The organism is Halorussus gelatinilyticus, assembly GCF_023238445.1.
Taxonomy (GTDB): Archaea; Halobacteriota; Halobacteria; order Halobacteriales; family Haladaptataceae; genus Halorussus; species Halorussus gelatinilyticus.
The window spans coordinates 990,297-1,009,219 of sequence record NZ_CP096658.1 but is presented as its reverse complement, the minus strand read 5'-3'; the positions used below and the strand labels follow the sequence as shown (position 1 = coordinate 1,009,219).

At 66.1% G+C, this 18,923-nt stretch carries 20 protein-coding genes; 7 read left to right on the top strand and 13 right to left on the bottom strand.

Going from position 1 to position 18,923, the window contains the following annotated elements:
• Positions 1-82: 82 nt before the first annotated feature.
• From M0R88_RS05230 to M0R88_RS05220, 3 genes are all read right to left on the bottom strand, one after another.
• Positions 83-673: a uracil-DNA glycosylase gene (locus M0R88_RS05230; RefSeq protein ID WP_248655908.1), complete on the bottom strand. Its 591-nt coding sequence runs from the start codon at positions 671-673 to the stop codon at positions 83-85.
• A 287-nt stretch (positions 674-960) separates the two neighbouring features.
• Positions 961-1,527 (bottom strand): endonuclease dU, encoded by a 567-nt coding sequence (locus M0R88_RS05225; RefSeq protein ID WP_248655907.1) that lies wholly within the window; start codon positions 1,525-1,527, stop codon positions 961-963.
• 30 nt (positions 1,528-1,557) lie between these two features.
• Complete coding sequence (locus M0R88_RS05220) at positions 1,558-1,749, bottom strand: DUF5786 family protein (protein ID WP_248655906.1); 192 nt, start codon at positions 1,747-1,749, stop codon at positions 1,558-1,560.
• 83 nt (positions 1,750-1,832) lie between these two features.
• On the opposite strand from M0R88_RS05220, the gene M0R88_RS05215 reads away from it, so the two are divergent.
• Both M0R88_RS05215 and M0R88_RS05210 read left to right on the top strand, forming a co-directional pair.
• Positions 1,833-2,444, top strand: a complete 612-nt coding sequence (locus M0R88_RS05215; RefSeq protein WP_248655905.1) for an MBL fold metallo-hydrolase — start codon at positions 1,833-1,835, stop codon at positions 2,442-2,444.
• 43 nt (positions 2,445-2,487) lie between these two features.
• Positions 2,488-2,793 carry a MazG nucleotide pyrophosphohydrolase domain-containing protein gene (locus M0R88_RS05210; protein WP_248655904.1) on the top strand — a complete coding sequence of 102 codons (306 nt, stop codon included), beginning with the start codon at positions 2,488-2,490 and terminating at the stop codon, positions 2,791-2,793.
• Between the two features lie 66 nt (positions 2,794-2,859).
• On the opposite strand, the gene M0R88_RS05205 is transcribed toward M0R88_RS05210, so the two are convergent.
• Positions 2,860-3,009 (bottom strand): 50S ribosomal protein L40e, encoded by a 150-nt coding sequence (locus M0R88_RS05205; protein ID WP_248655903.1) that lies wholly within the window; start codon positions 3,007-3,009, stop codon positions 2,860-2,862.
• A gap of 166 nt (positions 3,010-3,175) precedes the next feature.
• On the opposite strand from M0R88_RS05205, the gene M0R88_RS05200 reads away from it, so the two are divergent.
• Positions 3,176-4,423: a NosD domain-containing protein gene (locus M0R88_RS05200; RefSeq protein ID WP_248655902.1), complete on the top strand. Its 1,248-nt coding sequence runs from the start codon at positions 3,176-3,178 to the stop codon at positions 4,421-4,423.
• Here M0R88_RS05200 and M0R88_RS05195 read toward each other — a convergent pair.
• From M0R88_RS05195 to M0R88_RS05165, 7 genes are all read right to left on the bottom strand, one after another.
• Positions 4,417-4,938, bottom strand: a complete 522-nt coding sequence (locus M0R88_RS05195) for a DUF367 family protein (protein WP_248655901.1) — start codon at positions 4,936-4,938, stop codon at positions 4,417-4,419. The two genes, M0R88_RS05200 and M0R88_RS05195, sit on opposite strands and share 7 nt — an antisense overlap.
• Positions 4,939-5,155: 217 nt before the next feature.
• Positions 5,156-6,319 carry an acyl-CoA dehydrogenase family protein gene (locus M0R88_RS05190; RefSeq protein WP_248655900.1) on the bottom strand — a complete coding sequence of 388 codons (1,164 nt, stop codon included), beginning with the start codon at positions 6,317-6,319 and terminating at the stop codon, positions 5,156-5,158.
• 92 nt (positions 6,320-6,411) lie between these two features.
• Positions 6,412-6,828 (bottom strand): DUF7344 domain-containing protein, encoded by a 417-nt coding sequence (locus M0R88_RS05185; RefSeq protein ID WP_248655899.1) that lies wholly within the window; start codon positions 6,826-6,828, stop codon positions 6,412-6,414.
• Between the two features lie 130 nt (positions 6,829-6,958).
• Positions 6,959-8,599: a DUF7537 family lipoprotein gene (locus M0R88_RS05180; RefSeq protein ID WP_248655898.1), complete on the bottom strand. Its 1,641-nt coding sequence runs from the start codon at positions 8,597-8,599 to the stop codon at positions 6,959-6,961.
• Between the two features lie 289 nt (positions 8,600-8,888).
• Positions 8,889-9,884 carry a phosphonate ABC transporter, permease protein PhnE gene (gene phnE, locus M0R88_RS05175; RefSeq protein WP_248655897.1) on the bottom strand — a complete coding sequence of 332 codons (996 nt, stop codon included), beginning with the start codon at positions 9,882-9,884 and terminating at the stop codon, positions 8,889-8,891.
• A complete protein-coding gene (gene phnC / locus M0R88_RS05170) occupies positions 9,877-10,659 on the bottom strand; it encodes a phosphonate ABC transporter ATP-binding protein (protein ID WP_248655896.1) in 783 nt (260 codons plus the stop codon). Before phnC ends, phnE begins: the two co-directional genes overlap by 8 nt.
• Positions 10,660-10,708: 49 nt before the next feature.
• Positions 10,709-11,677 (bottom strand): PhnD/SsuA/transferrin family substrate-binding protein, encoded by a 969-nt coding sequence (locus tag M0R88_RS05165; protein ID WP_248655895.1) that lies wholly within the window; start codon positions 11,675-11,677, stop codon positions 10,709-10,711.
• Positions 11,678-11,980: 303 nt separating this feature from the next.
• Between M0R88_RS05165 and hisH the strand changes: the two genes are divergently transcribed.
• Positions 11,981-12,655 (top strand): imidazole glycerol phosphate synthase subunit HisH, encoded by a 675-nt coding sequence (gene hisH / locus M0R88_RS05160; protein ID WP_248655894.1) that lies wholly within the window; start codon positions 11,981-11,983, stop codon positions 12,653-12,655.
• 710 nt (positions 12,656-13,365) lie between these two features.
• Here the strand turns inward: hisH and M0R88_RS05155 are convergent.
• Complete coding sequence (locus tag M0R88_RS05155; protein WP_248655893.1) at positions 13,366-13,713, bottom strand: hypothetical protein; 348 nt, start codon at positions 13,711-13,713, stop codon at positions 13,366-13,368.
• A gap of 346 nt (positions 13,714-14,059) precedes the next feature.
• On the opposite strand from M0R88_RS05155, the gene M0R88_RS05150 reads away from it, so the two are divergent.
• The 3 genes from M0R88_RS05150 to M0R88_RS05140 all read left to right on the top strand — a co-directional run bounded on the left by M0R88_RS05150 (position 14,060) and on the right by M0R88_RS05140 (position 17,392).
• Positions 14,060-15,169 (top strand): tRNA (guanine(26)-N(2))-dimethyltransferase, encoded by a 1,110-nt coding sequence (locus M0R88_RS05150; RefSeq protein ID WP_248655892.1) that lies wholly within the window; start codon positions 14,060-14,062, stop codon positions 15,167-15,169.
• A 72-nt stretch (positions 15,170-15,241) separates the two neighbouring features.
• A complete protein-coding gene (locus M0R88_RS05145) occupies positions 15,242-16,480 on the top strand; it encodes a YihY/virulence factor BrkB family protein (protein ID WP_248655891.1) in 1,239 nt (412 codons plus the stop codon).
• An 84-nt stretch (positions 16,481-16,564) separates the two neighbouring features.
• A complete protein-coding gene (locus tag M0R88_RS05140) occupies positions 16,565-17,392 on the top strand; it encodes a phosphatase PAP2 family protein (protein WP_248655890.1) in 828 nt (275 codons plus the stop codon).
• Between the two features lie 35 nt (positions 17,393-17,427).
• Here M0R88_RS05140 and glnA read toward each other — a convergent pair whose 3' ends face one another.
• On the bottom strand, positions 17,428-18,798 hold the full coding sequence (gene glnA, locus M0R88_RS05135) for a type I glutamate--ammonia ligase (RefSeq protein ID WP_248655889.1): 1,371 nt from the start codon (positions 18,796-18,798) through the stop codon (positions 17,428-17,430).
• Between the last annotated feature and the right edge of the window lie 125 nt (positions 18,799-18,923).

Sequence of the window (18,923 nt, the reverse complement as noted above, 5' to 3'; positions counted from 1 at the left end):
CGTCGGCCGACCCATTGTTATTGACTCGTTACTGGCGGTTTTCGATGTAGCGAGTCGAGACGAAACCGTTTCGAACCGTGCGTCAGAAGTCGCCGAGTTGCGACTGACCGCCCGAGTCCTCGCCGGCCATCGCGGCCGCCTTGTCGAGGGCGGCGTCCAGCGTCTCCTCTTGGCTGCGGTCGTAGAGCGTCGCCGCGGGGTGGACGCAGACGAGCACGTCCCGGACCGCGCCGCCGAGTTCGGCGGTTCGGACCGACCCGGCCTCCTTCGTGACCGCGACGTCGGCGTCCAGCAGGTGTTCGCTCGGTACTTTCCCGAGCGTGATTATCACCTCGGGGTCCACCTGCTCGATCTCCGATTCGAGGTAGGGCCAGCAGTTGTCCAACTCCTCGCTGGTCGGGTCGCGGTTCTCCGGCGGGCGACACCGCACGCAGTTGGTGATGCGCACGTCCTCGCGGGCGAGTCCCCGGTCGCGCAGCTTGTCGTCCAGAATCGTGCCGCTCCGCCCGACGAACGGTTCGCCCTGCTGGTCTTCCTGCTCGCCGGGTCCCTCGCCGACGAACAGGAGGTCGGCGTCGGCGGGACCCGTGCCGTTGACGATTCGGCTCCGGCAGTCCACGAGTTCGGGACAGCGCGTGCAGTCGGTCACTTCGAGGCCGTCCATTTCTCCCATAGCGGTGCGTTCGGGGTTCGGATACTAAGAGTCGGTGGCATCGGGTCGAAACGTAATTTGGAGCGGACGGCGCAGAGTCGATACTGTAGATCGAGAGACGAACGTTCAGAAAGCCCCCGCGCGGTCGCTGGGCAGGATAGTGGCCGTGTTCAGACGACCGAGCCTTTCAGTCGCGACCGGGCGGCCCCTTTCAGTCCACCCAGACGAGAATCCGTCTCACAGAGCGCTCGCTGTGCTGAAAGCGTCATCGAGCGCATCCTCGGCGGTCGGTCCGCTCCCGCGGATCGTCACTCCCGCTCGCTCTCCCGTCGCAGGTCGTCGCCTGCGCGCGCTGCGAGTCTGGCGACGCGGAGCGGTTCGGGCCGACCACCCTCCGGTGTGAATGCTCGGACCACATCGCGGGCCTCGCTCGCGTCGATGCCCACCGGGCGCACGAACACGGTCTGGTCGTTGACGCCCAATCGCTCTCGGGGCGGTTGGCGCTCGAAGGTCTCCCTGCGTCGCTCCAGCGCGTCGCCCTCGAACTCGGCTTCGAGGGCGTCGAGAAGTCCCGGACTCTCCTCGAACGTGACCGAAATCACCGGGCGGTCGATTTCCGCGGCGAGACGGCGTAGGTCCACGACGTTGTACCACGCCAGCGCGATACCGGCGACGAAGACGTAGCGCACGTCCTCGCGGCCGAGGCTCGAAAACAGGTCGGCGACGGCGGCGGTGGCGTCCGTCCCGCCGACGGTGCAGGTCTCGAAGGCGAACCCGTCGGTGACGCGGCTCGCGCGAGTGACGGCGCCCGCGAGCGTGCTGTAGCGTTCTCGGTAGGACTCGGCGACGCCGAGCGCACGGACGCCCGGTTTCACGGGTCGTCGCTCGCGGGGTTGGGTGCCACGCTACGTCTCGCTCTGGCCGTCGTCTTTGATGTCTTGAAGCCGGTCGAGAAGTTCGTCGTTCGAAGCTCCGATTTCGAAGTCTACACTGCCTTCGTGGGAGTTCTCTTCGGTGTTCACGCCATTATCGTCGTCGAGGTCGGCATCGTAGTCCTGACTCTCCTGTTCGGACTCGTCGTAGCTCCCAAATCCCATGTGTAAATGTATGTAGGTGCTTGGACCACTAAAGTCTCCTGCCGCCCGTCAAGGTTTTGAGGGGTGCGGCCAAATAGCCCAGCATGCAAGTACACAACGTCACCGCCGACGCGGAGACGTTCACCTGTAACGCCTATCTCGTGGAGGGCGACAGGACGGTGCTGGTGGACGCCGGCAGCATGCCGGGCGTCGTGGACGCCGTCGCCGACCGCGTCGAGACCATCGACGCCGTCGTCCTGACTCACCAGCACGGCGACCACGTCGCGGAACTCGACACCGTGCTGGACGCCTACGACCCCGAACTGCTCTGCTACGGCGATCACCCGCGCCGAACCGAAGAACTCGCGGACGGCGACACCCTCCGCATCGGCGACGAGGAGTTCGAAGCTATCTACTCGCCGGGCCACGCCGACGACCACCTCGCGTTCGTCTCGGCTTCGACCCTTTTCAGCGGCGACGTGGTGGTGTACAACGACGGGGCCTTCGACGACGGGAGTTTCGGCCGGACCGACATGGCCGGCCAGTCCCGCGACCGGGAGATAGAGAGCATCCGGACGATTCTGGACCGCACGCCCGAGACGGTCGAATCGATGTACGCCGGCCACGGCGACGAGTTCCACGGCGACGTGCGCGAGGTCGTGGAGCGCGCGCTGGAGCGCGCCGAGCGCCGCGAACCGAAGTACCCCGAGGAGTAGCGCAACCGTTTTCTTCCCCGCGCGTCCCGTTTCGACTCCGAAGATGAATTCTCAGCAGAAAGTCGCAACCTTCCTCGCGGACCACGAGATGGACGCCGACCCGGCCTACCGCGTCTTGGACCTCGCATCGGAGGTCGGCGAACTGGCCAAGGACGCCAACGAGTCCACCGACTACGGCGCCGACCCCGACGCCCTGGACGTGAAGTCGGACGAACTCGGCGACGCGCTCTTCGCGCTGCTGGCACTCGCCGAGTCGCTCGACGTGGACGCCGAGGACGCGCTCGACGAGGCGCTGGCGAAGTACGAGGCCCGAATCGAAGAGCGCGGCGACCCCGGTTCGGGCGAGTAGCGCCGCTCGAAAACCGGCGACGTGACTATCCGAACGCGAGTGACGGAGAACGGAACGGCGCGGCGCTCAGGCGTTGCGCGGTTCCTTGCTCTTCGGTCGGAGATTGCCGTAGCCGCACTTACGGCAGTTCTCGGCTCCGTGGGGGTTGCGAGCGTTACATCGCATGCAGATCATCTTGTCGAGGATTCGCGCTTCCGCTTTCTCGAAACTGGCCATACCGACCGGTTGGCCGTCACGGCATTTAAATGTTGCAGAGTCGGCCGGACGCCCCAGTCCTGTAACGCCGGCGACGCGACCCGGCCGAACCGTCCGCGAGCGGTCCGTCGGGGCGTTGCGACCGACGGCGACAAGTCCTAACTTCGCGTCCGGTGACTCCTTCGTCATGCCGGACCGACAGACGGTCGCGCTCCTCGCGCTGGCTAGTCTCCTCGTCGTCGCACCCGCGGGCACGGCGACGACCGCCGCGACAGCCGAGACCGGCGCGGACGCGACCGCACCGACCCGGATTTCGAGTTGCACCACCATCACCGAGTCGGGCGAGTACGTCCTCGCCGCCGACGTGGCGAACGCGACCCCGACCCGGCCGCGGACAGGTCTCGGAGGCTGTATCGAGATTCGGGCCGACGACGTACTCGTCCGGGGCGGAAACCACACCGTCGCGGCCGGACCCGGCGGTCGCCCCGGCGTCGTCGGCGTCCTCGTTCGCGGCCCGGAATCGCGCTCGAACGTCACGGTCCGGAACCTCACGACGACGCGGTGGGGCGCGGGCGCGGCAGTTCTCGGCGCGAGCGGGGTGACGCTCCGGAACGTCTCGGCGGTGAACAACCTCGGTGACGGGTTCTTCGTGGAGAACGCGCCCGACCTGCGAATCCGTGGCGGGGCGGTCCGCGGGAGCAACACCGGGATCTTCCTCCGGCGCTCGCCGAACGCCAGCCTCGCGGGTCTCTCGGTCGCGGACAACCTCGCGGGCGTCTCGGTCAGACGCTCGCCGGACCTCTCGCTCCGGAACCTCTCGGTCGCCGACCACTCGCAGTTCGGCGTCGCGCTCTTCCGGTCGGCGAACGCGACGGTCACGGATTCGACGTTCCGGGACGACGGGTTCGCCGAAATCGCCCTCGCGCGCTCGTCGGACGCCCGACTCGTCGGCGTCTCGGTAGCGAACTCGTCGGGATGGGAGGTCTACGCCGCTCGGAACTCGTCGGCGGTCGGCGAGCGCGTCCGCCTCGGCGGGACCCACCTCGCCTCGTTCGAGGCCGGCGACGTGGCGCTCGACGCGAACGCCGACGTGCCGCCGATTCCGCTGACCGACCGGCAGGTCGTCGGGCAGGGGCTGTTCGTACTGCCGACCGACGACGAGGGGACCGCCTCGCGCGGTTCGAACGGCTCACATCTCTCGCTGACGGTGGGCTACGACGCCGCCGCGGTCGAGCGCGCCCGGACGACCGAGGCGTCGCTGGCGCTCTGGCGCTTCGACGCGGGCGAGGGGTGGACGCGAGTCGAGACGACGGTGGGCGCCGGGCGAAACGTCGCGTCGGCGACCGTCGAGAATCCGAGCAGGAACGGTACCGTCGTCGCGCTCGTCGGCGAGGGACTGGCGGAGGCCGGCAACGAGAGCCGCGCGGACTACTGATCGGCGTCGGCCTGCGCCTCCCCGGCGTCGAGGTACTCCTGCTGGACTGCGACCACTTCGGTCGAGTCCTCGCAGTCGGCGTACCGGCGGAGCGGTTCGGCGTTGAGTTCGAGGAACGTCTCGCCCCACGTGAACTTGCCCAGTATCCGCTCGGCCTGCTCGCGCTCGCCCAGAATCGTCAGGGCGGCGGCGAACGCCTCGACGGTGTTTAACCGGAAGGGCTTGCCGTAGCTGACGGGATTGGCCGCCACGAGGAACGGAAGCGCGCGGTGGACGCCGGGCATCTCGAAGAGGGCCTGCTCGGCGGTCTCCCACGAGCAGTCGAGCGCGACGAGTCGGTCGGTCTCGGCGCGGTCGGCGGGCGAGAGCGCCTGCTCGGCGTGGGGGTTCAGCACGATGCCGTAGGGCGTCGCCGACGCGCTCCGATGGAGCGTCGCGAGGTCGAAGCGCGCCAGCTTTCGCGCGGTACACTTGTCGGGGTCGTCGTCGCCCTCGTAGCGGACGTGGAGATTCACCGATTAGAGGTAGGCAAGTCGCGTTCAAAAGTTGCTCGGAGCGTCGAAAGACGCACGTCCGCCGTCAGTGACGTTGCTATCGACGAGAAGATGTCTTCCGAAGCCCCCGGTCGCTCGCGGTCGCAATCACTTCTCGAAGTCGGTAGTAGCAACCTTTACCACGGTCTCGTCCCCGTCTCACCGGGTCCAAATCGAAAGATGCCGAGAGCGCTTCAGATTACTCGTACGCCGCAATCCCGGTGAGGTCCTCCCCCAGAATCAGGGTGTGGATGTCGTGGGTGCCCTCGTAAGTGTAGACCGTCTCCATGTTCGCCATGTGGCGCATCGGCGAGTAGTCGGTCGTGATGCCGTTGCCGCCGAGCATCTCGCGGGCCACGCGCGACTGGTCGCGGGCCATCCGGACGTTGTTGCGCTTGGCCATCGAGACGTGCTGGGGGCGCAGGTCGCCGCGCTCCTTCAACTCCGCCAGCCTGTGAGCCAGCAGTTGGCTCGTCGTAATCTCGGTCGCCATCTCCGCGAGCTTCTGCTGCTGAATCTGGAAGCGCGCGATGGGACCGCCGAACTGGTCGCGCTCGGTGGCGTACTCGCGGGCCGTCTCGAAGGCGTCGCGGGCCGCGCCGACCGCGCCCCACGCGATGCCGTACCGGGCCTGCGTGAGACACGAGAGCGGTCCCTTCATGCCTTCGACGCCGGGGAGTACGGCGTCCTCCGGGACGTACACGTCGTTCAGGCCGATTTCGCCCGTGACCGACGCGCGCATCGAGAGCTTCTCGTCTATCTTGTTCGTGGTCACGCCGTCGCGGTCGGGCTCCACGAGGAAGCCCCGGACCGGATTATCCTCGGCCGAGCGGTCCCGCGCCCAGACGACCGCCACGTCCGAGATGGGGGAGTTGGTAATCCACGTCTTCGAGCCGTTGAGGACGTACTCGCCCGCGTCCTTCTCGGCGTACGTCTCCATGCCGGAGGGGTTCGAGCCGTGTTCGGGTTCGGTCAGGCCGAAACAGCCGACCAACTCGCCGCGGCCGAGTCCGGGGAGCCAGCGCTCCTTCTGCTCCTCGGAGCCGAAGGCGTGGATGGGGTACATCACGAGCGCGCCCTGTACGCTCGCCATCGAGCGGATGCCCGAATCGCCGGCTTCCAGTTCCTGCATCAGGAGACCGTAGGCCGTTTCGCTGACGTTCGGCGAGCCGTAGCCCTCCAGATTCGGCGCGTAGAAACCGAGTTCGCCCATCTCGGGGATGAGGTCGGTCGGGAAGGTTCCGGCCTCGAAGTGGTCGGCGATGTCCGGCTTGACCTGCTCCTCGACGAACTGACGAGCGGTGTCCCGAATCATCTGCTCTTCCTCGTCGAGGTCGTCCTCCAGTGAGACGTAATCGAGCATGACGACTACTGAGTCCGGAACTGTAAAAAACGCTCCTACTCGCTCGCAATTGTTGCCGAAGAAAACGGGGGTCGTCGCGTCGAGTCGCGGCGTCAGAGGTCCACGTTCTCGTCCCGACTCGCCGCGATGTCGAGGTAGGCGTCGGCCTGCTCGGCGTAGGGACCGCGCTCGACCACCTCGTCGGTCTCGTCGTACTCCACCAGACCCATCATCGCCAGCTTCGGCAACTGGGAGTGGCGAAGCGAGGTGAACACGCGCTTGCAGTGTTCCTCCGAGACGAGGTCGATGGGCTTGTTCGTCTCCCACGCGGCGACCGTATCGACCAGTTCGCGCAGGTCGATAGGCCCCTCGGCTTCCCGAAGCGCGACGAGCACGTATCGGCTCCGCTTGGAGGACAGCGCGTCGAAGATGTTGTCCTGCGAGAGCGGCGGTGCCTCGAAGCTCGGCTCGCGCGGGGACGGTGTCGGCGACGCGGGAGTTTCGTTACCCTCGGCTAGGTCGTCTCTCATATTCCTAAGATAAGTCCCGAACGAGCGTGGCTCTACTGGTTCACAGGTAATGGTGTTTAAAAGTACCGAGCCGAGAAACCGACGGAAAGCGTCGGGTGAAGCGGGCGACGCTGGCGGTGAAGTAGCCGACCTACGCGGTCGCGTTTCTCGCCTCGGCGACCCACGCCGGGCGCTCGACGCTCGTCTCGCCGAGCGCGACGAACCGAGTCGTCCGCTCGATTCGCGTCGTCCGGTCGCCGTGCGTGGCCGTGTACGCGACGCGATACTCGTGGACCACCCCGCGCTCGTCCACCAGCGCGGTCAGCGAGACGTTCCGCACCGAATCGGCGTTGAGTTCGCTCGCCAGCGCCTCGGGGTTGAGAACGCCCGTGGCGTTCACACGGTGGAGCGTCGTTCCGTTCTCGGTCAGAGTGCCCGCGAGTTCGGTGTCGAGCGCGCTGAAGAGGACGAACAGGGTGTCGCGGTCGGTCCGCGACCCGTAGGTAGGCCGGACGACCTCCGCGACCTTCCGATAGTTCGTCCCGTTCGCGCGCTCGACGGCGTACCACGTTCCGTTCTCGGTGGCCCAGACCGCCATATCCTGTCCGAACAGTCCGATGGACCGGGCGTCGCCGCTCACGTTCGACCGCCGGACGAGTCGCGTCGGGTCGTGCGTGACTCTCGTCGTCGCGTCCGCGGTCGCCTCGCGGTCGTCGTCGAGACCGCGGGCGGTCAGGTTCGAGACGACGGTGTACGACCGGTTCCGGAGCGTGTCGGCGTGGACCTCCGCGAGGGTCCACGCGTCGGTCACGCCCGACTCGTTCAGGCCGGGCGCGAGCGCGTCGGCGAGCGCCGTCTCGGTCGCGTTGCCCGTTCGGTTCGCGTGGACGGCCTTCGCCTCGGCGACCCACGCCGGGACTTCGACGGTCGTCTCGCCGACGCCGGAGTACCGGACCGTCATCGTTCGGTGGCCGGAGACGTTCCCGCGCTCGAAGTCGTACTCGTAGGTGACGTTCCGGACGAACCCGGAGGGCGCGACCAGCGCGGTGGCGGTGACGTTCGTCGCGTTCACCTCGGCCGTGCCGTTCGGAGTCCGATAGGTGAACGTCCGACTCTCGCCCGAGGCCCGGACTCGGTACCACTGCCCGTCGCTGGAGACGCCGCCGGTCTCCTCCGGGGCCGCGACCGGCGTGACGCTCGTCTCGGAGGCGTTCAGCGCGTCGGCAAGCAGTTGCTCGCTACTAAAGGTGGTCGCGGCGAACCCCCTGCCGGACGCCACGCGGTAGCCGTCGCGGTAGGCGCTGGCGCTCGTGTACGTGACCGACCCGTTCGTGTAGACGCGGCTGTCCTCGATGGTGACGCCCGCGACGCTGACGCCGTCGCCGGTCTGCGTGTGGTTGAACCGCAGGCGCTCGGCCCCGACCTGCGTGTGCTGGCCCCACCGACCGAGTCGGGTGCCGTTGGCGGCGACGACGCGGACGTCCCGGTCGTAGGTGTACGACCGGTTTTCTAGCGCTCGTTCGTGGGCGGCCGCGAGCGCGGCGGCGTCCGTCACCCCGTCGGTAGAGAGGCCGGGCGGTAGCGCGGCCTCGGCCGATTCGGTCGTCGTCGAGTCGTCCGCGGACGCGTCGGCTTCGGTTCCCGACCGGTCGCCCGCGGTCGTCTCCGCGGAGATCGTCCCGTCGGCGTGCGTCGTGGCCCGCGTCGTCGGTTCCGCCTCGCCGCCGGGGAAGGCGTTGCATCCCGAGAGGACGACGAGGAGACCGACCGCGAGGACTATCGAGCGGCGCATACCCGCGCTTCGACGTTTCCGCGTAAAGGTTTACGGGTTGACCTGTTTCGGGACGGACGGGCGGGAGTGCGATTCGACGGCGCGGCGGCCGCTCGGAAGCGGCCGCCGCCGAATCACTGCGGAGAGTCCGACCGACGGGGACGCGAGTCGGCGTGTGCCGACTCGCGTCCGTGCCCTGACTAACCCTCTCTGCTAGAAGTGGAGATTTCTCGAACCTCTCGCCGGATTTACGAACTCGGTGCGGGCCGCGCTCGGCGTCGGCCGTCGAAGGACGGCGCGGCGGGACCGGTCAGCGGTTGCTACCGGTGCCGAGCCACTTGTTGCCGTCTCCGAGGTCCTTGATGGCGTCCCAGAGCGACTTGCTCTCGTGTTCGTCCGGCCGGAGTCGCGCGCGGATGCGCGAGGACAGCAGTTCGACCGAGATGACGATGATGAACACCATGATGATGCCCGCGGCGGCCTTCTGGTACTTGAAGAGGTCCTGTCGCAGGCGGATGTACCGACCGATACCGCCCGCGCCCACGACGCCGAGGCTGATGGCGATGCGGGTGTTGATTTCGAGGATGTAGAGCGTCCACGCGACGTAGGAGGTCGAGACCTGACTCAGCATGCCGAAGCTGATGACCTGCGGGCGCGAGGCCCCGGTCGATTGGATGGCCTCGATTGGTCCGTCCTCGATCTCCTCCAGTTCGTCGGTGAACAGTCGCCCGAGGTTCCCGATGGTGTCGGTGGCGATGGCCAGCACTGCGCTGACCTCGTTGATGCCCGCCAGCGGCACGTAGATGAGAATCCAGACCAGCGCCGGGATGGCCCGAATCGCGCTCATCGCGCCGCGGAAGATGAAGTTGAACGGGAACGGCGTGACCTGCTCGGAACCCAGCACGCCGAAGAACAGCGCGAGCGGGAATCCGAGGACCGTACCGGTGAATCCGAGGATGATGGTCACCATGCTGAGCCGCACGAGCGACGCGCTGTCGCTGGTCAGGCTCTCGATGATGGGCGCGCCGAAGTTCCGGAAACTCGCCGGAATCGCCTTCAGGCCCGTGATGTTGTTCTGCTCGGTGTAGATGGTGAAGTCCACGAAGTTCGGCGGCACGAAGCTCCTTATGAACTCTATCTCTTGGGGCACCTGCGCCCAGAGTTCCTTCGGCTCGAAGCCGATGAAGTTCAGCCCGAAGTACGTCGCCGCGAGGACGACGGCCACCAGTCCGACGCCGAACAGTTGCCGGATGCGCCGTCGCCGCTCCAGCATCTGAAGCGTCTCGTCGATTCGGGAGTTACTCATCGGCGTCACCTCGCTCGGGTGCCGTGGTGGCGAGGTTCTGGCCCTCTTCGTTGCCCTCCTCGCCGTAGTAAATCCGGTCTACGACGTCCATCGTGAGGTCCTCGCGATCGCCGTCGAAGATGAGTTCGCCGTCCCGGACGCCGAGGAATCGGTCGCCGAACTCGCGGGCGATGTTCACCTGATGGAGGCTGGCGACGGTCGTGAGGTCGCGCTCCTTCGCGGCCTCCTTCATGTAGCGCATCACGTCCTTGGCGGCCTTGGGGTCGAGACTCGACACCGGTTCGTCGGCCAGCAACAGGTCGGGTTGCTGGACGAGCGCGCGAGCGATGCCGACGCGCTGTTTCTGTCCGCCGCTCATCGACCCGGCGCGCTGGCCCGCCTCGTCCAAGAGACCGACCGTGTCGAGCGCCTCCAGCGCCGCGCGCTTGTCCTCCTCGGAGTTCATCGTGAGGAGGCTCTGAGCGACGTTCGACCGAGAGAGTCCGCCGGTGAGCGCGTTCTTGAACGCGCTCATGCTCTCGATGAGGTAGTGCATCTGGAACACCATCCCGACCTCGCTGCGCTCGCCGCGCACGGGCTTCTCGTTGATGATGACCTCGCCTTCCGTGGGCTGTGTCAACCCGTTGAGAACCCGGAGCATGGTCGATTTGCCCGCGCCGGACGGACCGAGGAGGACGACGAACTCGCCTTCGGGAATCTCGAAGCTCACGTCGTCTAGGGCGACCGTGTCTCCCCCGTAGACCTTGGTTACGTTTTCGAGTGAGACTGCTGGCATCGGTAAAAATACAAGTATAACGGTTTATTTATCTACTTATTTTGCGACGTTACTTGAAGTAGTCCGTGCCGACGCCGAGTTCTTTGGCGGCGTCGATGACGGGCTGGTACTTCTCGACGCCGACCTTGCGGACGCCGTTGAACCAGAGGTCGTCGTCGGTGTCCTGCTTGCCGTCCTTCCCGTAGTAGATCTTGTCGGGCGCGCCGGTGAACGAGTCGACGAGCGCCTTTCGCTCCTCGTCGGTGAGCTTGGGACTGACCACGATGGGCGCACGCGGCAGGCCCTTGTGCTCGTTGATGATGGTCGCGTTCTTGTCGAAGTTGTCCTGCAGACCGGGCACGAACCCACCGAAGCCGGCGAAGTCGGCCTGTCCGTTCTTGAGCGTCTCGTACGCGCCGGTGTGACTCGAGAAGTTCGGCGTGAACGCGGCGTCGCTTCCGCCGCCCTCGGGGAGATTGCCGATTTTGATGCCCGCCTTCTTGAGGTCGTACAGCGGGAACAGGCAGCCACTCGCCGAGAGTCGGTCGGCGAACGCGATGGTGGTGTCGTTGTTCTCGATGTACGTCTTCATCTCGTCGAGGTTCGACACGTCCACCTCGTCGGCCGCGACGATGATGCTCTTGTACTCCCAGCTACCGTACCCCTTCCGCTGGAGCGCGATTTCGGCCTTCCCCGCCTCGACGCCCAGCGCGGCCGCGAACGGACCGGTCTCGGCCATGTCGGACGTGCCGGCACCGAGCGCCTGAATGACGGCGCTGTAGTTGTTCGCCAGCTTGAGCTTCGCGGGTACGCTGAACTCGTTTTCGAGGTGCTCCTTGATGGGCTGGTACTGGGCCTGAAGCCGCTCCTGTGCGACGGACGGCGAGACGTTGAAGTTTATCTCGCCGTTCTGGAAGTCCATCTTCTCCTTCGTCGTGGTCGTCTCCGTCGCTTCCGTGGTCGTCTCGCTACCGTCCGTCTCGGACGTGGTGTCTGAGGAGGTCGTGGTCGTCTCTCCGTCGGAGCTGCCGCCACCCATGCAGCCCGCGAGTCCGACCGTGCCGATTACGCCAGTCGTCTTGAGGAATTTTCGTCGGTTTGCCATGACCGAATCAGATTAACGGTCAGACAGACGCCGGTTAAGTCTTCCTATTTTACCTATATAATATCACGCTTCTCGGGCGGTAATACTCGCGCGAGCGGCCGAATTGCACGGGTCTAGTTAACACGTCCAGCGCGACGACCGCCGGTTGCGGCCGAACGAGCGGCCGAGAAAAGACGTTAGAATAGGGCCGATGCCGCGAGGGAAAGGGACTTTGCCGTGCCAGCAGTACGCTCGGGCATGAGTCTCACCGAGAAACGGGAGGACGACCGCGAACGGACCGATGCGTCGGTCGTCGTGGTCGATTACGGACTGGGGAACCTCCGGAGCGTCACCCGGGGCCTCGAACGCGCCGGTGCGACCGTCGAGGTCAGCGACGACCCCGAGACGTTCGCGTCGGCCGACGGCGTCGTCCTGCCGGGCGTCGGCGCGTTCCGGGAGGGTGTCGAGAACGCGGGACCCTACCGGGAGGCACTCCTCGACGCCGCCGAGCGCGGGACGCCCGTCTTCGGCATCTGTCTCGGGATGCAGATGCTCCTCACGACCAGCGAGGAGGCCGAGCGCGTGGGTCAGGGAGAGGTTCGCGGACTCGACCTCATTTCGGGCACCAACGTCCGGTTCGCGGAGGGCCAGAAGGTCCCGCACATGGGCTGGAACGAACTCGACGTGACCCGCGACCATCCGCTCGTGGACGGCGTCGATGGCGAGTACGCCTACTTCGTCCACTCCTACTACGCCGTCCCCGACGACGAGGACGCCGTCGTCGCCACGAGCGACTACGGTACGGCGTTCCCGGCAGTCGTCGCCGACGACGACGGTACCGTCTTCGGGACGCAGTTTCACCCCGAGAAGAGCGGCGAGACCGGTCTTCGAATCCTCCGGAACTTCGTGGACATCTGCACGGGTGACCGCTAGCACCCCACGACGCTCCCGAGCGGCGAATCCCGGTTTCCACGGCGCTCCCGCCGATACGACGGAGGTCGTCCCGCCGAACGGTCGTCGCCGAGAGGTCCCGTACTGGTACCAGGTTTGATTAATTACCAATCTTCGTAACTACGACGAACTAACTCGGATTTCTTGCGGTATTAGGACACCACGTAGAAAACTTTTAGAGCATCGGGAGTTTAATAGAAGTTGGCACCGCGCCAAGATAACTATGAATACACGCATACTCGGAATCCTCGTCGGATTCACGATGATAGGAATCGCGTTTACCGGCAGTGCAGCCGCCGCTCCGATTACTGCCGATGCGCCGATAACGGCCGAAGCACCGATCACGGCGACGCAGCCGATTACCCAGTCGCCGATTACGGGTCCGATTACCGAATCGCCGATTACTGCCGACGCGCCGATTACGAACTGACGCTTCCGTGTAGCGAGCATTTTCGGTCGCGTCGGTGCAACCGTTCGTCTGCCGGACAGCCGTCAGTCCGAGCGCTCCGACGACAGAGTTACCGGAGGAACCCCAATATATTACCAGATTTACTAGTAGTTAGTTTTAATACAATAGGATTATTTGTCCGGGTTACACCGTGCTATACCCTATCATCCAACGATACCGCTGCGGCGGTCCTATCTGGTGCTGAGTCGCCCAGACAGACGTATCGCCCGCGAACTACTCCGTTTTACAAGAAGTCGCGCACGTCCGAGTACCACATGTCGTGGTCGTCAACCTCACCGACCCGGCGCGCGATGGCGACGGCGATGACGTGCCAGCAGAGGTCGGTCGGGTCCTCGGGGTCTAAGTTGTACTCGCTGTCCCGACAGCCACAGCCCCGGCCCTCCACGACGTACTCGTCGTCGTGACCGACGACGACCGTGAAGTCCCGATACTCCTTGATTCGCCCCTCCGAGACGGCTTCGATGGCCTGCGCGCCGCGGTCGTCGTGGACCGACAGGATGGCGTTCGTGACCTCGGGGGTGAGTTCGCCCGCCGCGTCGAGGTCGTCCTGCCACGCCTCGACCTCGTTCACGGGGACCGCCTCCGGAGCGTGCGCTCGGGACCGTCGGACGCTGTGGCGTCGGGCGGGAACACGACAGACGCGTTCGGACGGCGGGCCTAAACAGGTTCCGGTGTCCCGGTCGGGGACCGCCACGCACGACCGCTCGACCACGCGAACTCTCGTACCGGAAGACGGGACCAACTCGGCCCGGACGCTTCGCGCGGTTCCGGGCGCGGGCGGGACGCGGGCAGCACGCAGGTGATGTCCGCGTGCCGCCGAACCGCCAGTCCGACTACCCCGAGAGGGCTGAGCCACTCCGAGGGATTAGCCGAGCGCGCATCGGTTCGCTTTTCGCCGGTGAGCGAAGACTACGGGTATGCGCGTCAGCGAAGGCGGAGTCGAGGTCGAAGTCCCCGAACAGGCCGACGAGGGCATCGGCGACGAGGTGTTCTTCAACCCGGTACAGGAGTTGAACCGCGACCTGACCGTGGCGACGCTCCGAGCCTATCGGGACCGAGAGCCGCGCGCGGAGTACTATCTCGACGCGATGGCCGCCAGCGGCGTCCGGGGCGTGCGCGCCGCGGCCGACGGCTGGAACGCCACGCTCGCGGACATCGACGAGTCGGCCGTCGAACTCTGTCGGGAGAACCTCGCCCGCAACGACCTCGACGGCGAGGTCGTCCAGCGTGACGCCAACGCCGTCATGCACGAGGAGGTCTTCGACGTGGTGGACATCGACCCCTTCGGCACGCCGATTCCCTTCGCGGACGCCGCCTTCGCCAACACCCGCGATTTGGTCTGCGTCACCGCGACCGACACCGCGCCGCTCTGTGGCGCGCACTTCCACAGCGGCGTCCGGAAGTACGGCGCGGTTCCGCGCAACACCGACTACCACGCCGAGATGGGCGTCCGCGTCCTGCTGTCGGCGATGGCCCGCACCGCCGCGCGCTACGACGCGGGCGTGACGCCGATTCTGACCCACGCCACGAACCACTACGTCCGGACCTACCTCGAACTCGACCACAGCGCGAGCGACGCCAACGCCGCGATAGACGAACTGGGCCACGTCTACCACTGCGAGGACTGCCTGCACCGCGAACACGACGAGGGGCTGATCGCCGACCCCATCGACACCTGCCCCGAGTGTGGCGGCGAGCGGATGCTGACCGCCGGACCGCTCTGGCTCGGTCCGACTCACGACGCCGAGTTCGTCGCCGCGGTCCGCGACGAGTTGGACGAGTCGATGGGGACAGCGAGCAAGGTCGAGCGACTGCTCGACACCCTCGAAGGCGAACTCCACCTGCCGACCCACTACGACCAGCACCGCCTCTGCAAGGAGTGGAGCCGAACAGCCTCTGGGATGGACGAGTTCCTCGAAAACCTCCGAGACGCCGGATTCGAGGCGTCTCGAACTCATTACGGCGGCACGACGTTCAAGACGCGCGCGACCGTCGAAGCTATCCGAGACGCGACACGCGACGCCTAACTCTGGAGTTCACGACCAGATACCCGTCCTCGTGCCAGTGAATATTTGTATCTCGTTGGCGAAATGAGTCGCGTGCCCAGTCTCGGAAACGCCGTGGACGTCGGTCGCTCGGTCGTCGAGGAGGCCCGAGAGCAGGAAATCACCTTCCTCGCGGCGAGTACGGCTTACTACGCCTTCGTCTCGCTCATTCCCCTGCTCCTGCTCGCCTTCGTCGTCGTCTCGTTCGTGGCCGGCGAGCAGTTCGCCACGCAGGTCGTCAACCGAGCGTCCGGCCTGCTGACGGCGACGGGCGAGGACCAACTGCGCCAGTTCATCCTCAACCCGCAGGGGCAGGGCGGGACGACCGCCATCGGACTGGTGTTGCTGGCGTGGAGCGCGATAAAGGTGTTCCGGGGGTTCGACGAGGCCTTCTCGGCAATCTACGCGACCGACGCCAAGACCGGAATCGCAGATCAGGTGAAAGACGCGCTGCTCGTGTTGGCCGCCATCGGCGCGGGCGTGGTGGTGGTGGTGCTGACCGGTGCCGCGACGGCGCTGTTCCCGCAGTTCCCGTTCGTCGGCGTCGTCACGACGCTGATTCAGTTGGTCGCGCTCGTTCCCGTCTTCCTCCCGCTGTACGTCGTCTTCCCGGACGCCGGCGTGTCGATTCGCGAGGCGCTTCCCGGCGCCGTGGTCGCGACCGTCGGTTGGACGATACTGCAGGTGCTGTTCCGAATCTACGCCGCGGCCTCCTCGACCGGCCCCTCGCAGTTTCTCGGCACCGCGCTCCTGCTGGTGACGTGGCTGTACTTCGCCAGCATCCTCGTCCTGCTCGGCGGCGTCGTGAACGTCGTCCTCGCCGACCGCGGCAGCTATGCGGAACGAACGAAGGAATCAGAGACCGACCGTATCGAACGCAAACAACGACTACTCTCCCGATACATGACCGACGACGAATCCGCTCCCGACATCGTGGAACTCCGCGACGAGTTGCGGGAGTTGCGAGCAGACGTCGAATCGTTCGAAGAAGACATCGAGACCCGGACCGTGGAGAAGCCCGAGGTCGAGTCGGAACTCAAGCAGTACGTCCGCAAGCGGATGCGTCGCGGCCACGCCCGCGGTTGGGGTCCGTATCTCGTGTTGCTGTACGGGACCGCGATGACGCTCGGAGCCTTCTTCTGGCTCGAAGAGTTCTGGGCGATCTTCGCCATGTCCGTCGTCTGGCTCTCGACGCTCGGGCTCTACGCCCTGATGGTGATGCTCGGGTTCGGCGTCGGCGTGCTGAGTCTCCCCGGCCGCGTCAGCGACCGCATCGGTAACTTCCGGTCGTAGCGCGGGGCCGGTCCCGCCGTCGGTTCGGCCGTTCCATCTCGGCGGGCGTAGCGTATATCTTTCTCCCGCGACTAGCCCCTGCTCATGCCCGGACGAGGAGTCGGCGTCACGCAGGCACTCGAACGACTGCTCGCGCCGTGGATGCGCGAGCTGTTCACGCTGATAACCCAACTCGGAGACGCGTGGTTCCTCTTCGCGGCGGTCGCGTTCGTCTACTGGTTCGGCAACCGGCGGCGCGGCGCGTTCGCGCTCTCGGCGGTCCTCGGCGCGCTGGCGCTGACCCTCGCGCTCAAGGGACTGTTCGCGCTCCCGCGCCCGCCGGTCGAGGTGCAGATCGGTCACGCCAGCGGCTACGGCTTCCCGAGCGGCCACGCCATCGGCGCGACGGTTCTCTGGGGACTGCTCGCGCTCATCCTCGAACGGGGTTCCCACCGCTGGCGGGCCATCGGGGCCGGAGCGGTCGTGGCCGTCGTGGCGACCTCGCGGCTCGTCATCGGCGTCCACTACGTCGCCGACGTGGTGGTCGGCATCGCCATCGGACTGGCGTACCTCGCGGCGCTCCTGTACGTCACCGACTGGAGTCCGTCCCGCGGATTCGTCGTCGCCGCCGGACTCGCGCTGGCGGGGGTCGCCACGAACGGGTTGACTCCGGATTCGGTCTCCGCGGTGGCCGGCGTCGTCGGTGGCGGCGTAACGTGGTCGATGCTCGACGCGCGACCGAGCGGGGCGGTCCACCTGCCCGCCGCCCTCGTCGGTCTCGCGGTACTCGGCGGAGTCGGCTACGTGGGCCACCGACTGTCGCTCCCGCTCCCCGCGGTGTTCGTGCTGAACGCGCTGGTTCCGGTGGGAATCCTGGTGCTACCGCTGGCGGTCGAGCGCGCGAAGAGCGGTCGGTCGGCGTCGCCGACCTGAGAAGGAATGCCGGGAGATGCGATTCGCGGAGCGGTTCAGAACTTTTCGAGGTACTTCTCCTTCTCCCACGACGAGACGTGGGTCTTGTAGTCGGCGTAGTCGGCGCGCTTGGCCTCCACGAACTTCTCGGTGACGTGGTCGCCGAGCGCCTCCCGAACCACGTCGTCCTCCTCGAGCGCTTCGAGCGCGGTGTCGAGACTGCCGGGGAGCGTCGTGATGCCGTACTCGTCGCGTTTCTCCTCGTCGAACTCGTAGATGTCCTCGCGGACGGGTTCGCCGGGGTCGGCGTCGTTCTCGATGCCGTCGAGTCCCGCCTTGATGACGACGGCGAGCGCGAGATAGGGGTTGCACGAGGGGTCGGGACTCCGAATCTCGAACCGGGAACTCGCGCCGGCGGCGTCGGGGACGCGCAGGAGCGCCGAGCGGTTCACGTCGGACCACGCGACGTAGACCGGGGCCTCGTAGCCGGGGACCAGACGCTTGTAGGAGTTGACCGTCGGGTTCGTGACGGCGGTGAACGCCTCGGCGTGGTCGAGGACGCCGCCCATGAACTTGTAGGCGGTCTCGCTCAGGTTGAACTCGTCGTCCTCGTCGGCGAAGGCGTTGCCGTCCTCGTCGAAGAGGCTGATGTGGCTGTGCATGCCCGAGCCGTTGATGGCGCTGATGGGCTTGGGCATGAACGTCGCGTGGATGTCGTTCTGCTCGGCGACGGCGCGAACGACCGCCCGGAAGGTCGCGATGTTGTCCGCGGCCGTGAGCGCGTCGTCGTACTTGAAGTTGATCTCGTGCTGGCCGTCGGCGACTTCGTGGTGGCTGGCCTCGACCTCGAAGCCCATCTGTTCGAGGGTGAAGATTATCTCGCGGCGCACGTCGCTGGCGAGGTCCTTGGGCGCGAGGTCGAAGTAGCCGCCCGAGTCGTGGGGGATGGTCGTCGCCTTCCCGTCCTCGTCCTTCTCGAACAGGAAGAACTCGGGTTCGGGGCCGATGCTGACCGTGTAGCCCATCTCCTCCGCCTCGGCGAGGACGCTCTTGAGGACTTGGCGGGGGCCGCCCTCGAACGGCGTCCCGTCGGTGTTCACCACGTCGCAGATGAGGCGGGCGCTCGCCGTGTCGCCGTCGGTGCGCCACGGGAGGATGGCGAACGTCTCGGGGTCGGGTTCGAGACGCATGTCGCTCTCTTGGATGCGCACGAATCCCTCGATAGAAGAGCCGTCGAACCAGATTCCCTCCTCGAAGGCCTTCTCGACCTGCGAGGCGGGGACGCTGACGTTCTTGACGGTCCCGGTGATGTCGGTAAACTGGAGGCGAACGAAATCGACGTTCTCCGCGTCTATCTTGTCGAGTACGTCCCGTTCGGCGTCGGTCAACTCCGATTCCTTGCTGGCTGCAATTTGTCCATCCGTCATCTTTGTCGTCGTTCTTCACGACTACGTGGATTACTAAAACGTTATTGGTCCGCGCAAGTCTGAGTTTCTTGCCTCAAAACTGGATATTCGTAAAATTCTAAAGGCCGGCTCCCGTCGTTGGACGT